The 20,705-nt window shown below is 41.2% G+C and carries 21 protein-coding genes; 20 read left to right on the plus strand and 1 reads right to left on the minus strand.

Annotated features, from left to right (window positions below):
- The first annotated feature begins 27 nt into the window (after positions 1-27).
- From NML69_RS07080 to NML69_RS07110, 7 genes are all read left to right on the plus strand, one after another.
- On the plus strand, positions 28-894 hold the full coding sequence (locus NML69_RS07080) for a carbohydrate ABC transporter permease (RefSeq protein ID WP_254726159.1): 867 nt from the start codon (positions 28-30) through the stop codon (positions 892-894).
- Positions 895-909: 15 nt separating this feature from the next.
- A complete protein-coding gene (locus NML69_RS07085; protein ID WP_001183243.1) occupies positions 910-1,749 on the plus strand; it encodes a carbohydrate ABC transporter permease in 840 nt (279 codons plus the stop codon).
- 445 nt (positions 1,750-2,194) lie between these two features.
- A complete protein-coding gene (locus NML69_RS07090; protein WP_198459343.1) occupies positions 2,195-2,647 on the plus strand; it encodes a YhcH/YjgK/YiaL family protein in 453 nt (150 codons plus the stop codon).
- A gap of 20 nt (positions 2,648-2,667) precedes the next feature.
- Complete coding sequence (locus NML69_RS07095; RefSeq protein ID WP_198459344.1) at positions 2,668-3,312, plus strand: YesL family protein; 645 nt, start codon at positions 2,668-2,670, stop codon at positions 3,310-3,312.
- A 170-nt stretch (positions 3,313-3,482) separates the two neighbouring features.
- Positions 3,483-4,400, plus strand: a complete 918-nt coding sequence (locus tag NML69_RS07100; RefSeq protein ID WP_084874422.1) for a dihydrodipicolinate synthase family protein — start codon at positions 3,483-3,485, stop codon at positions 4,398-4,400.
- A gap of 17 nt (positions 4,401-4,417) precedes the next feature.
- Positions 4,418-5,314, plus strand: a complete 897-nt coding sequence (locus NML69_RS07105) for an ROK family protein (RefSeq protein WP_254726009.1) — start codon at positions 4,418-4,420, stop codon at positions 5,312-5,314.
- A 423-nt stretch (positions 5,315-5,737) separates the two neighbouring features.
- The gene (locus NML69_RS07110) at positions 5,738-6,502 is read left to right on the plus strand and encodes a class I SAM-dependent methyltransferase (protein WP_254726010.1); all 765 of its coding nucleotides are present in this window, start codon (positions 5,738-5,740) and stop codon (positions 6,500-6,502) included.
- Between the two features lie 135 nt (positions 6,503-6,637).
- Here the strand turns inward: NML69_RS07110 and NML69_RS07115 are convergent, their stop codons facing one another.
- A complete protein-coding gene (locus tag NML69_RS07115; protein WP_254726011.1) occupies positions 6,638-7,489 on the minus strand; it encodes a MurR/RpiR family transcriptional regulator in 852 nt (283 codons plus the stop codon).
- A 255-nt stretch (positions 7,490-7,744) separates the two neighbouring features.
- Between NML69_RS07115 and pbp2b the strand changes: the two genes are divergently transcribed.
- From pbp2b to NML69_RS07180, 13 genes are all read left to right on the plus strand, one after another.
- On the plus strand, positions 7,745-9,787 hold the full coding sequence (gene pbp2b / locus NML69_RS07120) for a penicillin-binding protein PBP2B (RefSeq protein WP_254726015.1): 2,043 nt from the start codon (positions 7,745-7,747) through the stop codon (positions 9,785-9,787).
- Positions 9,788-9,797: 10 nt separating this feature from the next.
- Positions 9,798-10,394, plus strand: a complete 597-nt coding sequence (gene recR / locus NML69_RS07125) for a recombination mediator RecR (RefSeq protein ID WP_000966754.1) — start codon at positions 9,798-9,800, stop codon at positions 10,392-10,394.
- 173 nt (positions 10,395-10,567) lie between these two features.
- The gene (locus NML69_RS07130; protein WP_084944144.1) at positions 10,568-11,611 is read left to right on the plus strand and encodes a D-alanine--D-alanine ligase; all 1,044 of its coding nucleotides are present in this window, start codon (positions 10,568-10,570) and stop codon (positions 11,609-11,611) included.
- 84 nt (positions 11,612-11,695) lie between these two features.
- On the plus strand, positions 11,696-13,069 hold the full coding sequence (gene murF / locus NML69_RS07135) for a UDP-N-acetylmuramoyl-tripeptide--D-alanyl-D-alanine ligase (protein ID WP_254726017.1): 1,374 nt from the start codon (positions 11,696-11,698) through the stop codon (positions 13,067-13,069).
- Complete coding sequence (locus NML69_RS07140; protein ID WP_198459351.1) at positions 13,056-13,667, plus strand: NUDIX hydrolase N-terminal domain-containing protein; 612 nt, start codon at positions 13,056-13,058, stop codon at positions 13,665-13,667. The genes murF and NML69_RS07140 overlap by 14 nt, the downstream gene beginning before the upstream one ends.
- A gap of 195 nt (positions 13,668-13,862) precedes the next feature.
- On the plus strand, positions 13,863-14,567 hold the full coding sequence (locus NML69_RS07145) for a TIGR02206 family membrane protein (RefSeq protein WP_254726019.1): 705 nt from the start codon (positions 13,863-13,865) through the stop codon (positions 14,565-14,567).
- Between the two features lie 236 nt (positions 14,568-14,803).
- A complete protein-coding gene (gene ftsA / locus NML69_RS07150; RefSeq protein ID WP_000196345.1) occupies positions 14,804-16,174 on the plus strand; it encodes a cell division protein FtsA in 1,371 nt (456 codons plus the stop codon).
- Between the two features lie 16 nt (positions 16,175-16,190).
- Positions 16,191-17,447: a cell division protein FtsZ gene (gene ftsZ / locus NML69_RS07155; protein ID WP_000144261.1), complete on the plus strand. Its 1,257-nt coding sequence runs from the start codon at positions 16,191-16,193 to the stop codon at positions 17,445-17,447.
- 3 nt (positions 17,448-17,450) lie between these two features.
- Positions 17,451-18,122 (plus strand): YggS family pyridoxal phosphate-dependent enzyme, encoded by a 672-nt coding sequence (locus tag NML69_RS07160; protein WP_001049616.1) that lies wholly within the window; start codon positions 17,451-17,453, stop codon positions 18,120-18,122.
- Between the two features lie 9 nt (positions 18,123-18,131).
- Entirely contained in the window at positions 18,132-18,662 is a 531-nt protein-coding gene (locus tag NML69_RS07165) for a cell division protein SepF (RefSeq protein WP_000053366.1), read from the plus strand.
- Positions 18,662-18,922, plus strand: a complete 261-nt coding sequence (locus NML69_RS07170; protein ID WP_000576501.1) for a YggT family protein — start codon at positions 18,662-18,664, stop codon at positions 18,920-18,922. Before NML69_RS07165 ends, NML69_RS07170 begins: the two co-directional genes overlap by 1 nt.
- On the plus strand, positions 18,919-19,710 hold the full coding sequence (locus tag NML69_RS07175; protein WP_254726021.1) for an RNA-binding protein: 792 nt from the start codon (positions 18,919-18,921) through the stop codon (positions 19,708-19,710). Before NML69_RS07170 ends, NML69_RS07175 begins: the two co-directional genes overlap by 4 nt.
- 8 nt (positions 19,711-19,718) lie before the next feature.
- Entirely contained in the window at positions 19,719-20,513 is a 795-nt protein-coding gene (locus NML69_RS07180; protein ID WP_198459357.1) for a DivIVA domain-containing protein, read from the plus strand.
- Positions 20,514-20,705 lie beyond the last annotated feature (192 nt).

The following is a 20,705-nucleotide window of genomic DNA, read 5'->3' on the forward strand; positions in this document are numbered from 1 at the left end:
CCGACTGTGAAAGTCAATAAAATTCGTATGCGGGAAACAGTGATTTCCTACGCTTTCCTAGCACCAGTGTTATTCTTCTTTGTCATCTTTGTCTTGGCTCCTATGATTATGGGATTCATTACAAGTTTCTTTAACTACTCCATGACTAAATTTGAGTTTGTAGGCTTTGACAACTACATTCGCATGTTTAAGGACCCTGTCTTTATGAAGTCTTTGATCAATACCATTATCCTGGTTATTGGATCTGTTCCGATTGTGGTTCTCTTCTCGCTCTTTGTAGCATCTCAAACCTATCATCAAAATGCCATTGCCCGTTCTTTCTATCGTTTCGTCTTCTTCCTTCCTGTAGTTACAGGTAGTGTTGCCGTAACGGTTGTATGGAAATGGATCTATGACCCCCTATCAGGAATTCTTAACTTTGTCCTTAAGTCAAGCCACATCATCAGCCAAAACATTTCTTGGTTGGGTGACAAAAACTGGGCTTTGCTAGCGATTATGATCATCCTTTTGACAACATCTGTTGGTCAACCGATTATTCTTTATATCGCTGCCATGGGGAATATTGACAACTCACTTGTTGAAGCAGCGCGTGTAGACGGTGCGACTGAGTTTCAAGTCTTCTGGAAGATCAAATGGCCTAGCCTTCTTCCAACAACTCTTTACATCGCGATTATTACGACCATCAACTCTTTCCAATGTTTCGCCTTGATTCAGCTCTTGACTTCAGGTGGTCCAAACTACTCAACAAGTACCTTGATGTACTACCTTTACGAAAAAGCCTTCCAATTGACAGAATACGGCTATGCAAACACTATCGGTGTCTTCTTGGCAGTGATGATTGCCATTGTCAGCTTTGCGCAATTCAAGATCCTCGGAAACGACGTAGAATACTAAAGAAAGGAGACAGTTATGCAACCTACACAAAAGAAACCTTTAACAGCTTTCACTGTTATTTCAACGATTATCTTGCTCTTGTTGACCGTACTGTTCATCTTTCCATTCTACTGGATCTTGACAGGGGCCTTCAAATCACAGCCTGATACCATTATGATTCCGCCACAGTGGTTCCCTAAAATGCCAACCATGGAGAACTTCCAACAACTCATGGTGCAAAATCCTGCTATGCAGTGGATGTGGAACTCTGTATTTATCTCACTGGTAACCATGTTCTTAGTCTGTGCAACCTCTTCTCTAGCAGGTTATGTCTTGGCTAAAAAACGTTTCTATGGTCAACGCATCCTCTTTGCAGTCTTTATCGCTGCCATGGCTCTTCCAAAACAAGTTGTCCTTGTACCATTGGTACGTATCGTCAACTTCATGGGAATTCACGATACACTTTGGGCAGTGATTTTGCCTTTGATCGGATGGCCATTTGGGGTATTCCTTATGAAACAATTCAGTGAAAATATCCCTACAGAATTGCTTGAATCAGCTAAAATCGATGGTTGTGGTGAGATTCGTACTTTCTGGAGCGTAGCCTTTCCTATCGTAAAACCAGGATTTGCAGCTCTTGCGATCTTTACCTTCATCAATACTTGGAACGACTACTTTATGCAGTTGGTTATGTTGACTTCACGTCAAAACTTGACCATCTCACTCGGGGTTGCGACCATGCAGGCCGAAATGGCAACCAACTATGGTTTGATCATGGCAGGTGCAGCTCTTGCAGCAGTGCCAATCGTAACCGTCTTCCTTGTCTTCCAAAAATCCTTCACTCAAGGGATCACTATGGGAGCTGTTAAAGGATAATGCTCTGCGAAAATCGAGTTTAAACTACGTCAGCATCACCTTGCCATACTTAAGTATTGTCTGCGGTTAGCTTTCTAGTTTGTTCTTCGATTTTCATTAAGTATAAGAGAATATAGAGTTATAAGTGTCTACAAAATGGAGAGTATGCAGTTACTTCGTGAAGTTTTGTCAGACACTTATAAACTTAAGAATGAACTCTTTTCATGATACTAGTTAGAGTAGGTTCGTTTTAGGGTGGCTATTTCCCGCTTTAGTGGTGTCTAAGATAAGCATCTTACGCTTATCTTAGACGGAATTTTTGAGACTGACGATAAAAGATTAAAAGGCTCAAAAATTAGGAATGAAATACCGAAGGAATTTGCTTCCGTCCGCACTATTACAGGAAAATAGAGAAAGGATGAATCGGAACTGAAAAATAGTAACTATCAGAAACGAAGGAAATAGTATGATTTTTGAAGATTTGAAAAACATCGCCTTTTACAAAGGAATCCATCCCAATCTAGACAAGGCTATCGACTATCTCTATCAGCACCGTAAGGATTCTTTCGAACTCGGTAAGTATGAGATTGACGGGGACAAGGTCTTTCTAGTTGTGCAGGAAAATGTCCTCAATCAGGCTGAAAATGATCAATTTGAGCATCATAAGAACTATGCAGATTTGCATTTGCTGGTAGAAGGGCATGAATATTCGAGCTACGGTTCACGTATCAAAGACGAGGCGGTAGCATTCGATGAAGCGAGCGACATTGGCTTTGTCCATTGTCATGAACGCTACCCACTCTTGTTGGGCTATCACAATTTTGCAATTTTCTTCCCAGGAGAACCACACCAGCCAAATGGCTACGCAGGGATGGAAGAAAAAGTTCGCAAGTATCTCTTTAAAATTTTGATTGATTAAAAGAATCAGGAGGAGCAAACATGGCACAAAAAGGAGTAAGCCTTATCAAGGCAGCATTTGATACAGATAATTTTCTCATGCGTTTCAGTGAGAAGGTCTTGGATATCGTCACAGTCAATCTTCTTTTTGTCGTCTCTTGTTTGCCCATCGTGACGATTGGAGTGGCAAAAATTAGCCTCTATGAGACCATGTTTGAAATTAAGAGAAGCAGACGAGTACCAGTTTTCAGAACCTATCTAAGAGCTTTCAAGCAAAATCTGAAACTGGGGCTTCAGTTAGGTCTGTTAGAGTTGGGCATTGTCTCATTAAGCCTTCTAGATCTCTACCTCTTCTGGGGACAGACCGCTTTGCCTTTCCAGCTTGTGAAAGCTATTTGTTTGGGGATTCTCATCTTCCTTACTCTCGTGATGCTGGCTAGTTATCCCATCGCTGCGCGCTATGATTTGTCTTGGAAAGAGGTGTTGCAAAAGGGGCTTATCTTGGCAAGTTTTAACTTTCCATGGTTCTTCCTCATGTTAGCCATTCTCTTTCTTATTGTGATGGTTCTTTATCTATCCGCCTTCACTCTCCTTTTGGGTGGATCGGTCTTTATCCTCTTTGGTTTTGGTTTGCTGGTCTTTCTCCAAGCAGGATTGATGGAGAAAATTTTCGCAAAATACCAGTAGGATGAGATCTTTCTGAAACTACTTTCAATCGTTATAGTTTCTAAAATACAAGTAGAAACTAAAATCTAAGTGTATACAAGATATTGAAAGCGATTTCCACAAGGTGTATACTAAACTTGTAAAAAATAGAACTGCTCTCAGCAGAAAAAAGAAATCTTAGGAGAAAATCTATGTCAGATTTGAAAAAATACGAAGGTGTCATTCCAGCCTTCTACGCATGTTATGATGATCAAGGAGAAGTCAGTCCAGAGCGTACGCGTGCCTTGGTTCAATACTTCATTGATAAGGGAGTTCAAGGTCTCTATGTCAACGGTTCTTCTGGTGAATGTATCTACCAAAGTGTGGCAGACCGCAAATTGATTTTGGAAGAAGTCATGGCAGTTGCCAAAGGGAAATTGACTATCATCGCTCACGTAGCTTGCAACAATACCAAAGACAGTATGGAACTTGCTCGCCACGCAGAAAGCTTGGGAGTAGATGCTATTGCAACGATTCCACCGATTTACTTCCGCTTGCCTGAGTACTCAGTTGCCAAATACTGGAACGATATTAGTTCTGCAGCTCCAAACACAGACTACGTGATTTATAACATTCCTCAATTGGCAGGTGTTGCTTTGACTCCAAGTCTTTACACTGAAATGTTGAAGAATCCACGTGTTATCGGTGTTAAGAACTCTTCTATGCCAGTTCAAGATATCCAAACCTTTGTCAGCCTTGGTGGAGAAGACCACATCGTCTTTAATGGTCCAGATGAACAGTTCCTAGGTGGCCGTCTCATGGGTGCTAAGGCTGGTATCGGTGGTACTTATGGTGCTATGCCAGAACTCTTCTTGAAACTCAATCAGTTGATTGCTGAGAAAGATTTGGAAACAGCGCGTGAATTGCAGTACGCTATCAATGCAATCATTGGAAAACTCACTTCTGCACATGGAAATATGTACGGTGTGATTAAGGAAGTCTTGAAGATCAATGAAGGCTTGAACATTGGTTCAGTTCGTTCGCCATTGACGCCAGTAACCGAAGAAGATCGCCCAGTTGTAGAAGCAGCAGCACAATTGATTCGTGAAACCAAGGAGCGCTTCCTCTAATCCATAAGGAGGTATTTATGACACACTACGTTGCAATTGATATCGGTGGAACCAATATCAAATATGGTTTGATTGACCAAGAAGGCCAACTTGTTGAATCGCATGAAATGCCAACTGAGGCGCATAAGGGTGGACCTCATATCTTACAAAAGACAAAAGATATCGTAGCCAGCTATTTAGAAAAAGGCCCAGTAGCAGGTGTTGCCATTTCTTCTGCAGGAATGGTGGATCCTGATAAGGGTGAGATTTTCTATGCTGGTCCTCAGATTCCCAACTATGCAGGAACCCAGTTCAAGAAGGAAATCGAGACGAGTTTTGCGATTCCTTGTGAAATTGAAAATGATGTCAACTGTGCAGGTCTGGCTGAGGCAGTATCTGGTTCAGGCAAGGGAGCGAGTGTCACTCTTTGCTTGACCATTGGAACTGGTATCGGTGGTTGCTTGATTATGGATGGGAAAGTCTTCCATGGATTTAGCAATTCGGCCTGCGAAGTCGGTTACATGCACATGCAGGATGGAGCTTTCCAAGACCTCGCCTCTACGACAGCCTTGGTGGAGTATGTAGCAGCAACTCATGGAGATCCGGTTGATCAGTGGAATGGCCGACGCATTTTCAAGGAAGCTACCGAAGGAAACAAGATCTGTATGTCTGGGATTGACCGCATGGTAGACTATCTAGGAAAAGGTCTGGCAAATATTTGCTATGTTGCCAATCCAGAAGTGGTCATTCTTGGTGGCGGTATCATGGGGCAAGAGGCTATCCTCAAACCAAAGATTCGCACAGCCTTGAAGGCGGCCTTGGTGCCAAGCCTAGCTGAAAAAACACGATTAGAATTTGCCCATCACCAAAACACAGCAGGGATGTTGGGAGCCTATTATCATTTTATACTCAATGAAAATCAAAGAGCAAAGTAGGAAGCTAGCCGTAGGCAGTACTTGAGTACGGCAAGGTGAAGCTGACGTGGTTTGAATTTGATTTTCGAAGAGTATCAAGACAAAACAATCCAAGTTTGGAATTATAGAATTAAGAAAAACACTTAATCACTACTCGAGTGAAAACTGTTTTGCTTAATTCTTTTTTTATTGAAAAATTTGAGCCAAAGGATGTAATCGTGAGAAACTAGGAGAAAATAACCGACTTGCATGAGAAGTTAAGGAGAGAGCAATTCTATCATCCATTTAATTGATATTTAGCTTGAGTAAATGGGAAAATGTGGAAAAATGATATAATGAGATGGACGAAAAATTGACAAATTAGAATTTCTAGAGGTGAGAAAATGTAATGGCAACTGATTCACCTGAAATCGAAATCATATAAAATTACGAGGAGATTGTAAGATGAACAATTATATAAAATTAAATGAAGATCGATGGAATAATGTAAAAAATGACTATACTGAGCCATTGACACAGGAAGAATTAGAAGAAGTTAGAAAGCATCCAATTTCTGTTGCCTTAACTGTTGGGAAAAAAGTTCCGAAAGAATGGTTTGAAAAAGCCAAGGGAAAAAAGATATTAGGGTTAGCTTGTGGTGGTGGACAGCAGGGTCCCGTTTTTGCTCTAAAAGGTTATGATGTCACCATTATGGATTTTTCTAAATCACAATTAGAAAGAGATGAAATGGTTGCAAAACGAGAAGGCTTAAAAATCAATACCGTTCAAGGCGATATGACAAAACCATTCCCATTTGAAGATGAAACCTTTGATATTATTTTTAATCCAGTTTCAAATGTATACATAGAAGATTTAGAAAACATGTATAAAGAAGCCTCTCGAGTATTGAAAAAGGGCGGTTTGTTAATGGTCGGATTCATGAATCCTTGGATCTACATGTATGATGCTGACACTGTATGGGACAAACCCGATGAGGAATTACTGTTAAAGTTTTCACTACCTTTTAATTCAAGAGAGCTTGAAGAGGAAGACAAAATTACCATCAATCCAGAATATGGATATGAATTTAGCCATACCTTAGAAAGTCAGATTAGAGGACAACTAAAAAATGGCCTCGCTATGATCGATTTTTATGAATCATGTGATAAAAGGCATCGATTGTCACCTTATGGAAATGACTACATCGCTACACTCTGCATTAAACTATGATATTATAGAACGTACTTCTGAAGAATAGCTCATTTTATTTTACGATTAGAATTTGCCCATCACCAGAACACAGCAGGGATACTCGGTGCATATTACCATTTCAAAACAAAACAATCCTAGTTTGGCTCAACCAAACTAGGATTTTCTGACACGTTTTTGTCTACGATAGCCGTTGAGCTTTTTATTTTCCCAATAGCTGTTAAAGATTTTTTCTTTGCTCTCGCGATTAATTTCTAAAAAGTAGGCATAAATCAAATCTATTAAAATGAGCATAGGGAGTTGAGCGGAAATACGCTGGATGTAAGAAGATTGACTATGGCTTGCCACAAGGACTGTTTCGGTATAGGCCTGACTGTTTTTGTTTGGAGCGCTGGTAAAGAGAATGGTCTTGGCCCCCATTTCCTTAGCATCCAACAAACTATCGAGGACGGATTGAGTAGTGCCTGATAGAGAAAAGCCAAGTACCAGACAATTTTCATCCATGATACTAGTCGTCCAAGCAAAGCCATCCTGATCGGTCAAAGCTTCACAGACCACACCTAATCGCATAAAGCGCAGTTTCATCTCACGGGCAATCAGACCAGAACTTCCCGTCCCAAAAAAGTAAACTCGTTCTGCGTCATCGATTAATTGGGCAACTCGTTCCAGTTGTTCTTCGTCAATCAAATCCTGTGTTTGTTCTCGCATGATACTGTAGCTTCGTAAAACACGTTTGGTCAAAGGACTGTGTTTGTGCGAATGAGTGTCCGGTTTACTAGCCTGATGCTGGTATTGAAAGACGAACTCTCGGTAGCCTGTAAAACCACACTTTTTGGAAAAGCGGGTCAAGGCTGCTTGGGAGATATGTAATTTCTGGGTAACTTGCTGAGAAGAGAGATCATCTTGGATCGTTTCAGCTTGTAAAAAATAGCGAGCGATTTCTTGCTCGAGCTCGGTTAATTCTTCAAAATGGAGGTCGATTATGGTTGCGATATCTGGCTTGTTCATGAGGCTCCTTTTTATGAGTCAAAGTCTTAAAGGTTAACGCTTTCCTAACTATTACTATCATTATATCATAGAAAATAGGATAACCAAATAAAAAGGCATTTTCAATTAAAAGTCAAAAAATGCTTCGACTTTTCCAAGAGTTTCTCCGTAAAATATGGTACAATGAAATGTACTGAGATTCACCTATTTACTCTATTATTTTAGGGAAAATAAAGGTGGAAATCGGGAATTTTTCTAGAAAAGAGTCTTAGTTGTATGAGAAAATTTAATAGCCATTCGATTCCGATTCGGCTTAATTTACTATTTGCGATTGTCATCCTGCTCTTTATGGCCATTATTGGTCGTTTGTTATACATGCAGGTGCTCAATAAAGATTTCTATGAAACAAAATTGGCCTCAGCCAGCCAAACAAGGGTAACAACCAGTTCAGCTCGTGGACAGATCTATGATGCGGCAGGGAAACCCTTGGTAGAAAATACTGTCAAGCAGGTTGTTTCTTTCACACGAAACAATAAAATGACAGCAGCTGAATTGAAGGAGACAGCCAAGAAACTCCTCACATATGTAAATGTAACTTCCCCAGATCTGACCGATCGACAGATTGCAGACTATTACTTGGCGGACCAGGATATTTACAAAAAAACAGTCGAATCCTTACCAAGCGATAAACGCCTAGATTCAGATGGGAATCGTTTATCGGAAGCGACACTTTACAATAATGCGGTTGAAAGCATTGACGTGAGTCAACTCAATTATACAGATGACCAGAAAAAGGAAATCTATCTCTTTAGTCAGCTAAATGCTGTTGAAAATTTTGCAACGGGCACCATTTCTACGGATGCCTTAGATGATACCCAAGTTGCTCTCGTTGCATCAGCGTCCAAGGAATTACCAGGTATCAGTATTTCAACCTCATGGGATCGTAAAGTACTGGATACATCTTTATCAACGATCGTCGGTAGCGTTTCAAATGAGAAGTCAGGACTTCCAGCAGAGGAAGTTGATGCCTATCTCAAAAAAGGGTATTCTCTCAATGACCGAGTGGGGACTTCCTATCTTGAAAAGCAATATGAAGATGTTCTTCAAGGCAAACGCTCCGTCAAGGAAATCCACCTCGACAAACACGGAAATATGGAAAGTGTGGAAAATGTCGAAGAAGGAAGCAAAGGAAACAATATCAAGTTAACGATTGATCTAGCTTTCCAGAATGGTGTGGACGACCTACTCAAGAGCTACTTCAACTCAGAGTTGGGTAACGGTGGAGCCAAATATTCTGAAGGGGTTTACGCCGTAGCCCTCAATCCTAAAACCGGTGCAGTTTTGGCCATGTCAGGTGTTAAGCATGATGTCGAATCCGGTGAATTAAGTTCAGATTCGCTTGGAACGATAACCAACGTCTTTGTGCCAGGATCTGTCGTTAAGGCGGCGACCATCAGCTCTGGTTGGGAAAATGGAGTCTTGTCAGGTAATCAAACCTTGACAGACCAGCCGATTGTTTTCCAAGGTTCGGCCCCTATCAATTCATGGTATACCTTGTCCTATGGTTCTTTCCCTATCACAGCAGTTGAGGCTCTAGAATACTCTTCTAATGCCTATATGGTTCAGACTGCGCTAGGAATCATGGGACAGACCTACACACCAAACATGGTGGCCGCAACGGGACAGTTAGAGACTGCAATGGGCAAATTGCGATCAACCTTTGGGGAATATGGACTTGGAGCTTCAACAGAGATTGACCTCCCAGATGAGTCTACAGGATTTACACCAAAAGAATTTGATTTGGCCAACTATATTAATAACGCCTTTGGTCAGTTTGACAACTACACACCGATGCAGTTAGCCCAGTATGTCGCAACCATTGCAAACAATGGCGTACGATTGGCTCCTCACATCGTTGAGGGAGTTTATGGAAACAATGAACAAGGTGGCTTAGGAAATCTAGTTCAAGAAACAGCCACCAAGGAACTGAACAAGATCAACATCTCAGAAGCGGATATGGCTCTCTTGCACCAAGGTTTCTATCAAGTTTCGCATGGAACGAGCGCTCTGACAACTGGTCGTGCCTTTTCAAATGGCTCATCCGTTTCCATCAGTGGGAAGACAGGTACTGCCGAAAGTTATGTCAATGGTGGCCAAAAAGCCAATAATACCAACGCAGTTGCTTATGCTCCGTCTGATAATCCTCAAATCGCGGTCGCAGTCGTCTTTCCTCATAATACCAACCTAACAAATGGTGTCGGACCTTCAATTGCGCGTGATATCATCAATCTTTATAATCAACAACATCCAATGAATTAGAAAGGAACTTATGCTGTATCCAACACCTATTGCCAAGTTAATTGATAGCTATTCGAAGCTTCCAGGTATCGGGATCAAAACGGCTACCCGTCTCGCCTTCTATACCATTGGAATGTCTGATGACGATGTCAATGAATTTGCAAAAAATCTCCTATCTGCCAAGCGGGAATTGACCTATTGTTCCATCTGTGGTCGCTTGACCGATGATGATCCCTGCTCTATCTGCACAGATCCGACTCGAGACCAGACAACGATCTTGGTGCTAGAGGATAGTCGCGATGTGGCTGCTATGGAAAACATCCAAGAATACCACGGACTCTATCACGTCTTGCACGGTCTCATTTCTCCGATGAATGGTATCAGCCCAGACGACATCAACCTCAAGAGCCTCATGACCCGTCTCATGGATAGTGAGGTTTCAGAGGTGATCGTGGCAACCAATGCGACAGCAGATGGGGAAGCGACATCGATGTATCTCTCTCGTTTGCTCAAACCAGCTGGTATCAAAGTCACTCGTCTAGCACGAGGACTAGCCGTGGGAGCAGATATCGAGTATGCGGATGAGGTCACACTCTTACGAGCCATTGAAAATCGGACAGAGTTGTAGGAGTAGACAAATTTACGAACTAAATTTATTCATAAGAAAATTAAGGAGACCGACTTTGATGTTATAGGTCTCTTTTATGTTTCTTAAATTCTAGTACCATGTTCAAGTTTCAAAAAAGAAGCAAATATGATATACTAAAGAACGAGTATTCTATTAGAATTAGGACAAGTAATATGAAACAAACGATTATTCTTTTATACGGTGGACGTAGTGCAGAGCGTGAAGTCTCTGTCCTTTCAGCTGAAAGTGTTATGCGTGCGGTCAACTACGACCGTTTCACAGTCAAGACTTTCTTCATCAGCCAGTCAGGTGACTTTATCAAAACGCAAGAATTTAGCCAGACTCCAGGTCAAGAGGATCGTCTCATGACCAATGCAACTATTGACTGGGACAAGAAAATAGCGCCAAGTGCCATCTATGAAGAAGGTGCAGTGGTCTTTCCAGTTCTTCATGGTCCTATGGGAGAAGATGGCTCTGTTCAAGGATTCCTTGAAGTTTTGAAAATGCCCTATGTCGGCTGCAATATCTTGTCATCAAGCCTTGCCATGGACAAAATTACGACTAAGCGTGTTTTAGAATCAGTAGGGATTGATCAAGTTCCTTATGTGGCTATCGTTGAAGGCGATGATGTGACTGCTAAAATCGCTGAAGTTGAAGAAAAATTGACTTATCCAGTCTTCACGAAGCCGTCAAACATGGGTTCTAGTGTCGGTATTTCTAAGTCTGAAAATCAAGAAGAACTCCGCCAAGCTTTGGAGCTTGCCTTCCAATATGACAGCCGTGTCTTGGTAGAGCAAGGGGTAAATGCGCGTGAAATCGAGGTTGGTCTCTTGGGCAACTACGATGTTAAGAGCACTTTGCCAGGTGAAGTGGTCAAGGATGTTGCCTTTTATGACTATGATGCCAAATATATCGATAACAAGATTACCATGGACATCCCAGCAAAGATTAGTGATGATGTGGTAGCTGTCATGCGTCATAATGCAGAAACAGCCTTCCGTGCGATTGGTGGCCTCGGTCTGTCTCGTTGTGATTTCTTCTATACAGATAAGGGCGAGATTTTCCTAAACGAGCTTAATACCATGCCAGGTTTTACCCAGTGGTCTATGTATCCACTACTTTGGGACAATATGGGAATCAGCTACCCAGAACTAATCGAGCATTTGGTTGACCTTGCTAAGCAAAGTTTTGACAAGCGCGAAGCGCATTTGCTATAAAAATGAAAGAGAGGGTAGAAGCCAGAACTATCACTGCATGATGATTAGAGTTCTCGGACTTCAACCCTTTTTAAAGGAGTAGAAATGAAATTAACAATCCATGAAGTTGCCCAAGCTGTTGGAGCTAAAAATGATGTTAGTCTTTTTGCGGACGTTCAGTTAGAAAAAGCTGAGTTTGACAGTCGTTTGATTGGGCCAGGTGATTTGTTTGTGCCACTCAAAGGAGCGCGTGACGGTCATGACTTTATCGAAACAGCTTTTGAAAATGGTGCAGTAGTAACCTTGTCTGAGAAAGAGATTGCAAATCATCCCTACATTCTAGTAGACGATGTCTTGACTGCCTTTCAAATCCTCGCAGCCTACTATCTTGAAAAAACGGCAGTTGATGTCTTTGCAGTAACGGGTTCAAATGGCAAGACGACTACCAAGGATATGTTGGCACATTTATTGTCAACAAAATACAAGACCTACAAAACTCAGGGCAATTACAATAACGAAATTGGCCTTCCCTACACAGTTCTCCACATGCCTGAAGGGACAGAAAAGTTGGTCTTGGAGATGGGACAGGATCACCTAGGAGATATCCATCTTTTGTCTGAATTGGCTCATCCTAAGACAGCCATTGTGACCTTGGTTGGAGAGGCTCATTTGGCCTTTTTCAAAGACCGTTCGGAGATTGCTAAAGGGAAAATGCAAATTGCTGATGGTATGGCACCAGATTCTTTGCTTTTGGCACCAGCTGACCCGATTGTAGAGAACTACTTGCCTACAGATAAAAAAGTGGTCCGTTTTGGGCAAGGAGCTGAGTTAGAAGTCACAGACTTGATTGAGCGCAAGGATAGTCTAACTTTTAAAGCTAATTTTTTGGGACAAGCCCTCGATTTACCAGTGACAGGTAAGTACAATGCCACCAATGCTATGATTGCTGCTTATGTGGCTCTACAAGAAGGAGTTTCAGAGGAGCAAATTCGTCAGGCCTTTCAGAACCTAGAATTGACCCGCAATCGTACTGAGTGGAAGAAGGCAGCCAATGGAGCAGATATTCTGTCTGACGTATACAATGCCAATCCAACTGCTATGAAGTTGATTTTGGAAACATTTTCTGCCATTCCAGCTAATGAAGGGGGCAAAAAAATAGCTGTTCTAGCAGACATGAAGGAACTTGGTGACCAGTCTGTTCAGCTCCATAACCAGATGATTTTAAGCCTATCGCCAGATGTGCTGGATACCGTTATTTTCTATGGAGAAGACATTGCCGAATTAAGCCAACTTGCTAGTCAAATGTTCCCAATCGGTCACGTTTTCTACTTCAAGAAAACAGCTGACGAGGACCAATTTGAAGACCTAGTCAAGCGGGTTAAGGAAAGACTCGGTGCCAATGACCAAATTTTGCTCAAAGGATCGAACTCCATGAATCTAGCCAAGCTGGTAGAAAGTTTAGAAAATGAATGCAAGTGATTTCACCAAGTATCTGCAAAGAATGCTAGCCATTACGGATACTGGATTAACCTTTACAAAAGATCCTTTCGACCGTGAGCGCTACGAGGACTTGCGAATCCTGTTATCTGAAATGTTGAATCAGGTATCAGACCTCGATGCAGAAGAAGTGGCAGAAGTCTTGAAACCAACGTCCGCTTATGCAACTCCTCTGATGGACGTCCGTGCTTGGATTGTCGAGGATGAAAAAGTCTGTTTAGTTAGAGGAAAAGGGGAGGATAGTTGGGCTTTGCCAGGTGGTTTTGGTGAAGTTGGCTATTCTCTAACCGAAAATATTCTTAAAGAAATTGAAGAAGAAACCGGCTTTACAGCAAAAGCTGAAAGGTTACTTGCAGTTTTTGACACCAATCGTTTCCAACTACAGAGCAAACAATATGCAAAGTTTGTCTTTGAATGCCAACTTCTTGATGGACAATTTCAAGAGAATCAAGAAATTGCTGAGCTTCAATTTTTTGCCATTGACCAATTGCCAGTCTTATCTGAAAAACGCATCACCAAGGAGCAAATGGAGATTCTTTGGCAAGTTTATAAAGGACAAAGAGACCAATATGTTGATTAGTTTATGCTAGAGAAGTTGACAAATCAAAAAAGGGTATCTGCAAGGTGCATTTCTGCAATACAAATGATATAATATGTTGCGAATTTAAGACGCAAGTATTCTATGCATGGCATGGAATCAAGTTTTTCAAAAAATTTAAAAGCTGGGGAAAGTGAATTTTTTACTGTCTCTAGCTAGATGAACGAGGAATAGAATATGAATTTGTGGGATAAATTATTTACCACACAGATATCAGAACCGCCCCAGTTTGAACTCCACTGGTACATTGGTTTGTTATGTTTACTGGCTCTTACTTTCTATGCTTCTTATCGTTTTCGCGATAAAGTGGCTTACAAGCGTTTTATTCAGATCCTTCAGTCTGTTCAACTGATTGTTCTGTACAGCTGGTATTGGGGGAATCACATGCCTCTGTCAGAAAGTTTGCCCTTCTATCATTGCCGTATCGCCATGTTTGTGATGCTCTTGATTCCAGGGACATCCAAGTACAAACAGTACTTTGCTCTTTTAGGAACTTTTGGAGCAACAGCAGCACTGGCTTACCCACTCTTTGATCCCTACCCATTTCCACACGTAACCATTTTGTCCTTCATTATCGGACATGTTGCCCTTTTAGGAAATGCGCTCCTATACTTGTTTAGAAACTATCAGCCTTCCCTTCTCGATTTGAAGAATGTGACGGTGATCACCTTCGCCTTAAATGGCTTGATATGGGTTGTCAACTTAGTTGTAGGTGGGGATTATGGCTTTTTAAACAAACCACCACTTGTTGGAAGTTTCGGCCAGCCCTTAAATTATCTCATTGTTTCGACTGTTATCGTGATAGCAATTCGCTTAACAGGGAAATTAGTAGAAAATTTTTTACAACAAAAATCGGAAGAATTTATTCAAGAGAAGATCTAAAATGATCTTCTCTTTTTTGGATTTTTAAGAAACAAAAAGGAAATTGTGAACGTTAACTTCAAATAATCTCTTAGAAGAAGAATTTTTCTAGAATTTTCTCAAAAAACATGCAGGAATTTTATCAAAAACTAAGCACGATTGGATTTTTTGTGTTATAATATTCTTTGAATAGCTATGCCCAAACATAGTTATTAAATAGAAGTGAGAAACTTGGAAGACAGAGAGGATGCGATGTAATGACTAGAGATGGTTTTTTTACAGGCTTAGATATCGGAACTAGCTCGATTAAAGTGCTAGTAGCTGAGCATAGAGATGGCGAAGTAAATGTAATTGGTGTTAGCAATGCCAAAAGTAAAGGTGTCAAAGACGGAATTATTGTTGATATTGAAGCAGCTGCTTCAGCAATCAAATCTGCAATCACACAGGCAGAAGAGAAAGCTGGTATTTCTATTAAGTCTGTTAACGTTGGCCTTCCAGCAAATCTCTTGCAGGTTGAACCAACACAAGGAATGATTCCTGTAACTTCAGATACTAAAGAAATCACAGATCAAGATGTTGAAAATGTTGTCAAATCAGCTTTGACAAAGAGCATGACTCCTGACCGTGAAGTGATTACCTTTATTCCAGAAGAATTCATTGTGGATGGTTTCCAAGGAATTCGTGACCCTCGTGGTATGATGGGTGTCCGCTTGGAAATGCGTGGTCTGCTTTACACAGGTCCTCGTACAATTCTACACAATCTTCGCAAGACGGTTGAGCGTGTAGGTATTCATGTTGATAATGTGATTATTTCACCTTTGGCAATCGTGAACTCCGTTCTCAATGAAGGTGAACGTGAATTTGGTGCGACTGTCATTGACATGGGTGGAGGTCAGACTACTGTAGCGACTATCCGCAACCAAGAATTGCAGTTCACTAACATCTACCAAGAAGGTGGAGATTACGTTACTAAAGACATTTCTAAAGTCTTGAAAACATCTCAAAAAATTGCAGAAAGTTTGAAACTGAACTATGGTGAAGCTTACGTTCCACTAGCAAGTAACGAAACTTTCCAAGTTGAAGTAATTGGTGAAGTAGAACCTGTTGAAGTAACAGAAAGCTACTTGGCAGAAATTATCTCAGCACGCATCAAACATATCTTTGACCAAATCAAACAAGAGTTGGAAAGAAGACACTTGTTGGATTTGCCAGGAGGTATCGTCCTTATCGGTGGAAATGCAATTTTGCCAGGAATTGTTGAATTAGCCCAAGAAGTATTTGGTGTTCGCGTAAAACTTTATGTACCAAATCAAGTTGGAATTCGCAACCCTGCATTTGCGCACGTGATTAGCTTGTCTGAGTTTGCTGGTAAATTGACTGAAGTCAATCTTCTTGCCCAAAAAGCAGTTAAAGGAGATGAATTCCTTCGTCAAAAACCAATCAACTTTGGCATTCCAAATCAACGTTTGAATCCAGTAGCGCAACCAAGTCCAGCACAAGCAGCTCCAGCTGAAACTGTGCAGGAAGCTCCAGTTGCTCCCAAGGAAGAATTCCAAGCAAGTTCTCAAAGTAAACCGAAGCTAACAGAACGTTTCCGTGGTTTGATCGGAAGCATGTTTGATGAATAAAAGAGGATAAGAAATTATGACATTTTCATTTGATACAGCAGCAGCTCAAGGCGCAGTTATTAAGGTAATTGGTGTCGGTGGTGGTGGTGGTAACGCCATCAACCGCATGGTTGACGAAGGTGTTGCTGGTGTAGAATTTATCGCAGCCAACACTGATGTACAAGCCCTTAGCAGTACGAAAGCAGAAACCGTTATCCAACTTGGTCCAAAATTGACTCGTGGTTTGGGTGCTGGAGGGCGTCCGGAAGTTGGACGTAAAGCTGCAGAAGAAAGTGAAGAAGCTTTGACGGAAGCTATCACTGGAGCAGACATGGTCTTTATCACTGCTGGTATGGGTGGTGGATCTGGTACAGGTGCAGCCCCTGTCATTGCACGTATCGCTAAAGATCTTGGTGCTCTTACAGTTGGTGTCGTGACACGTCCTTTCGGATTTGAAGGAAGCAAACGTGGCCAGTACGCTGTAGAAGGAATCAACGAACTTCGCGAGCATGTTGATACTTTGTTGATTATCTCTAACAACAACTTGCTTGAAATCGTTGATAAGAAAACGCCACTTCTTGAAGCTCTTAGCGAAGCAGATAACGTTCTTCGCCAAGGTGTTCAAGGGATTACTGACTTGATCACGAACCCAGGATTGATTAACCTTGACTTTGCTGACGTGAAAACTGTAATGGCCAACAAAGGGAATGCCCTTATGGGTATCGGTATCGGTAGTGGTGAAGAACGCGTTGTTGAAGCGGCTCGTAAAGCAATTTACTCTCCACTTCTTGAAACAACTATCGATGGTGCTGAGGATGTCATCGTCAACGTTACTGGTGGTCTTGATTTGACTTTGATTGAAGCAGAAGAAGCTTCAGAAATCGTCAACCAAGCAGCTGGCCAAGGTGTAAACATCTGGCTTGGAACATCAATTGACGAAAGCATGAAGGATGAAATCCGTGTTACAGTTGTAGCGACAGGTGTTCGTCAAGAGCGAGTGGAAAAAGTAGTTGGAGCTCGTAACAACCAACCAGTTGGACGTCCATCAACTAAAGCGCCACAAGCACACACATTTGACCGTCAATTCGACTTGGAAGAGACAGCAGAATTGCCTAAATCAAGCCCACGTCGTTTTGAAACTAACCAAGCCTCTGCTTTTGGAGACTGGGATTTGCGTCGTGAGTCTATTGTTCGCCAAACAGATCCAGTTGTTTCACCGGTAGAACGCTTCGAAACACCAGTTTCACAAGATGAAGATGAATTGGATACACCTCCATTCTTCAAAAATCGTTAATCAATGAATTTGAAAAAAAATACTGAATTAGTTTTTCAGCAAATAGCTGATGCTAGTCAAGAAGCCAACCGTGCTCTAGATGCTGTTTCAGTAATCGCAGTGACAAAGTATGTAGATGTACAAACAGCGGAAGCCTTGCTTCCGCTTGGTGTCCGTCATATCGGTGAAAATCGAGTCGATAAATTTTTAGAAAAATATCAGGCCTTGAAAGATTACCCAGTTACTTGGCATTTAATAGGAACACTACAGAGACGGAAAGTGAAAGAAGTAATCCCATATGTGGATTACTTTCATGCTTTAGATTCCCTAAAGTTAGCCCAGGAAATTCAAAAGAGAACAGATCATGTTATCAAGTGTTTCTTGCAGGTCAATATTTCTGGGGAAGAAAGCAAGCATGGGTTTTCAAAAGAAGAATTGCTAGAACTTTTGCCAGAATTGGCTAAGTTAGATCAGATTGAGTATGTTGGTTTAATGACCATGGCTCCTTTTGAGGCAGACAGTGATGAATTGAAAGAAATTTTCAAGGATACGCAGGCTCTGCAAGCAGAAATTAGAGAAAAACAAATCCCTAATATGCCGATGACAGAGCTAAGCATGGGAATGAGTCGTGATTTCAAAGAAGCGATTCAGTTCGGCTCAACCTTTGTTCGAATCGGTACAGCATTTTTTAAATAGGAGAGAGCTATGTCTTTAAAAGATAGATTCGATAAATTTATAGATTATTTTACAGAAGACGGAGAAGAAACGACTAACTACCAGACTCAACAAGAGGAAACAGTTAGCCCAGCCATCTCATCTTCTAAAGAATTACCAGCACCTGCTCAGTCAGGATCAGCAAAAGATGCAAATATTACTCGTCTACATGCGCGTCAGCAAGAATTGGCAATGCAAAGCCACCGTTCAGATGAGAAAGTGACAATTGACGTTCGCTATCCAAGAAAATACGAAGATGCAACTGAAATTGTAGATTTGTTGGCTGGAAATGAAAGTATTTTGATTGATTTCCAATACATGACAGAAGTACAAGCCCGTCGTTGCCTTGATTACTTGGATGGAGCCCGTCATGTCTTGGCTGGAAATATGAAAAAAGTTGCGAGTACGATGTATCTATTGACTCCTGTCAACGTTATCGTGAATATTGAAGATATCAAGCTTCCAGATGAATCACAAAGCGCTGAGTTTGGTTTTGATATTAAACGAAATAGAGCAAGATAATGATTTTCTTAATCCGTTTAATCCAAAATGCGGTTAGCATTTATTCCATCATTCTCGTTGCATTTGCTCTTCTTTCATGGTTTCCAAATGCCTATGAAAGCCAACTAGGTCGCTTAGTTATCAGACTTGCTCGCCCAGTTATTGAGCCACTTCGTAAGCTCAATCTACAATTTGCTGGTCTTGATTTTACGGTTTGGGCAGCGCTGATTTTGATTCAGTTTGTTGGAAATCTCTTAACACGACTAGTCCTATTACTATGACAGTAAATCGAGCCATTTATCAGCATTTTTCCCAAGATGATATTCCCTTTATTGATAAGGGGTTAGAGTGGATCAAGCGGGTAGAAGATACCTATGCGCCGGTACTTACTCCTTTTATCAATCCCCATCAGGAACAGATCTTGAGGGTGCTAGCTGGGACATATGGACTGGGTTGCCAAAGTAGTGGTGATTTTCTTCCGACAGAGTCGGTTCGAGTTCTTCTCTATCCAGATTACTTTGAACCGGAGATATCAGACTTTGAAATGGCCTTGTTGGAAATTTGCTATCCGAGTAAGTTTGAGCAACTGAGTCATGGAAAAATATTGGGAACAATCATCAACCAACTAGGGATTGACCGGAAATTATTTGGTGATATCTTGGTAGATGAAAAGAGAGCACAGATTTTTGTCAATCGTGATTTCATTCCTCTTTTTCAGGATGGAATAAGAAAGATTGGCAGACTTCCTGTATCGCTGGAGGAACGTCCTTTTACCGATAGGATTTTGTCTAAAATTGATTATAGAGAACGAGAAATTTTAGTTTCGAGTTTTCGATTGGATGCCCTCTTATCAAGTGCCTTGAAATTATCTAGAAATCAAACTAGCCAACTGATTGAGAAAAAATCTGTCCAGGTAAATTATCATGTGATTGAAAAATCTGATTACCAGGTTGCAGTTGGAGATTTGATCAGTGTGAGAAAGTTTGGTCGTTTGAAAGTTGTCAAAGACAATGGTCAGACAAAAAGAGACAAGATAAAACTAAGCATTCAATTATTATTAAGTAAGTGAGGAAAAGTATGCCAATTACATCGTTAGAAATTAAAGATAAAACCTTTGGTACAAGATTTAGAGGTTTTGACCCAGAAGAAGTAGATGAGTTTCTTGATATCGTTGTTCGTGATTATGAAGACTTGGTGCGTAGCAATCACGACAAAGAAACGCACATCAAGAACTTGGAAGAGCGTTTGTCTTACTTTGATGAAATGAAGGATTCCTTGAGCCAATCAGTTTTGATCGCCCAGGATACTGCTGAGCGTGTCAAACAAGCTGCTCAAGAACGTTCAAACAATATTATTCAACAAGCTGAACAAGACGCTCAGCGTTTGCTCGAAGAAGCGAAATACAAGGCAAACGAAATTCTTCGTCAGGCAACAGATAATGCTAAGAAAGTTGCCGTTGAGACTGAAGAATTGAAGAACAAGAGTCGTGTATTCCATCAACGCCTCAAGTCTACGATTGAAAGTCAATTGGCTATTGTCGAGTCATCTGATTGGGAAGATATTCTTCGCCCAACAGCTACTTACCTTCAAACAAGTGATGAAGCCTTTAAAGAGGTGGTTGGTGAAGTTCTTGGTGAATCAGTATCTTTACAATCAGAGGAAGAGCCTATTGATATGACTCGTCAATTCACACCAGAAGAGGTTGCTGAATTGCAAGCTCGTATCGAGGCTGGCAATAAAGAATTAGCTGAGTTTGAGGCTCAACAAAATCAACAGACAGAAGAAATTGACCAGCATGAAAAGTCAGTTGAAGTAGAAGCTACTGCGGCAACTGAGGACGATGCAAACAAAGAATCTGTTCTTATCCTATAAAAAATGTGAGAACAAGATCGAACCAACTATATTTTCAGCGAGTGGGAGATGGTGAGAGTCCTGCAATCCCTAGTGGTTAGATTATCCTCTCAACAAAAATCTAGTCTGAAAGCAGTAAGACTGGACGTCCCCCACGTTACGGGAAAAGAGGAAAAGAGACCCTGTCTTTTTTCGAACAAAGGTGGTACCACG

It is taken from the genome of Streptococcus sp. CF8-6 (assembly GCF_024295845.1).
GTDB lineage: Bacteria > Bacillota > Bacilli > Lactobacillales > Streptococcaceae > Streptococcus > Streptococcus oralis_BO.